Origin of the sequence: Vibrio ichthyoenteri ATCC 700023, from assembly GCF_000222605.1 — a bacterium.
Classification (GTDB): Bacteria; Pseudomonadota; Gammaproteobacteria; order Enterobacterales; family Vibrionaceae; genus Vibrio; species Vibrio ichthyoenteri.
Window position 1 is genome coordinate 1 of sequence record NZ_AFWF01000299.1, and the last position, 635, is coordinate 635.

Genomic DNA, 635 nt, shown 5'->3' on the forward strand with positions numbered 1-635 from the left:
TAGTAACCCTTTCGCCTTTTCTTCGGTTAGGTTGTGCGTTTGCGTCATGTATTCGATTTTGTCGGCGTCAGTCATGTGCTTTGAGCGGATCACCTTGTTGATTGCTTTCATCGTTTCTTGACTGCGCTCTAGTCCTGCTAGTTTCTCTTTTAGCTTTTGGATAGCTTCTGGATCATCTGACGCAATACCATTACGCCCCACGTTCGCCGCTCTCTCTTCCAATCGCTCGGCCTTTCTTGCTGCGGCGACTGATTTTCCCATGTCGTTAAAAATTCGGTCTGCGTCTCGACGTGCGCGTTTTTCTGAATGGTGGCCGACTAAGATAGGCTGGCCGAAAGGGATCATCGATGCGCGGCTTTTGCTGGCGGTGTAATAGCGGTTAGATTCAGCGTTTGCCTTTTCTGCTCTCGCCTCTAAGCGCTCGCGCTTCGATTCTAAACGATCTTGATAATCCCCAAGGCTTACCACTTTACGGCTCGTTACATCGTCACTCGGTGGCGTTGGCTCTGGTTGTTTTTGGTCATGGTTAAGCGGTGAAATATAGCCTTGCTCTAGCGCGTTCTTAACGTCTGCATACGTCACGCGAATTTTAGCCAGCTTTTCGATAACTCGGATTTTATACGCGGCTAAATAAA

At 48.7% G+C, this 635-nt stretch carries 1 protein-coding gene; it reads right to left on the reverse strand.

The genetic code is table 11. The features are described 5' to 3' along the window. A partial coding sequence (locus RH85_RS19655; protein ID WP_006714485.1) for a DUF3560 domain-containing protein occupies positions 1-635 on the reverse strand: 635 nt, incomplete at both ends.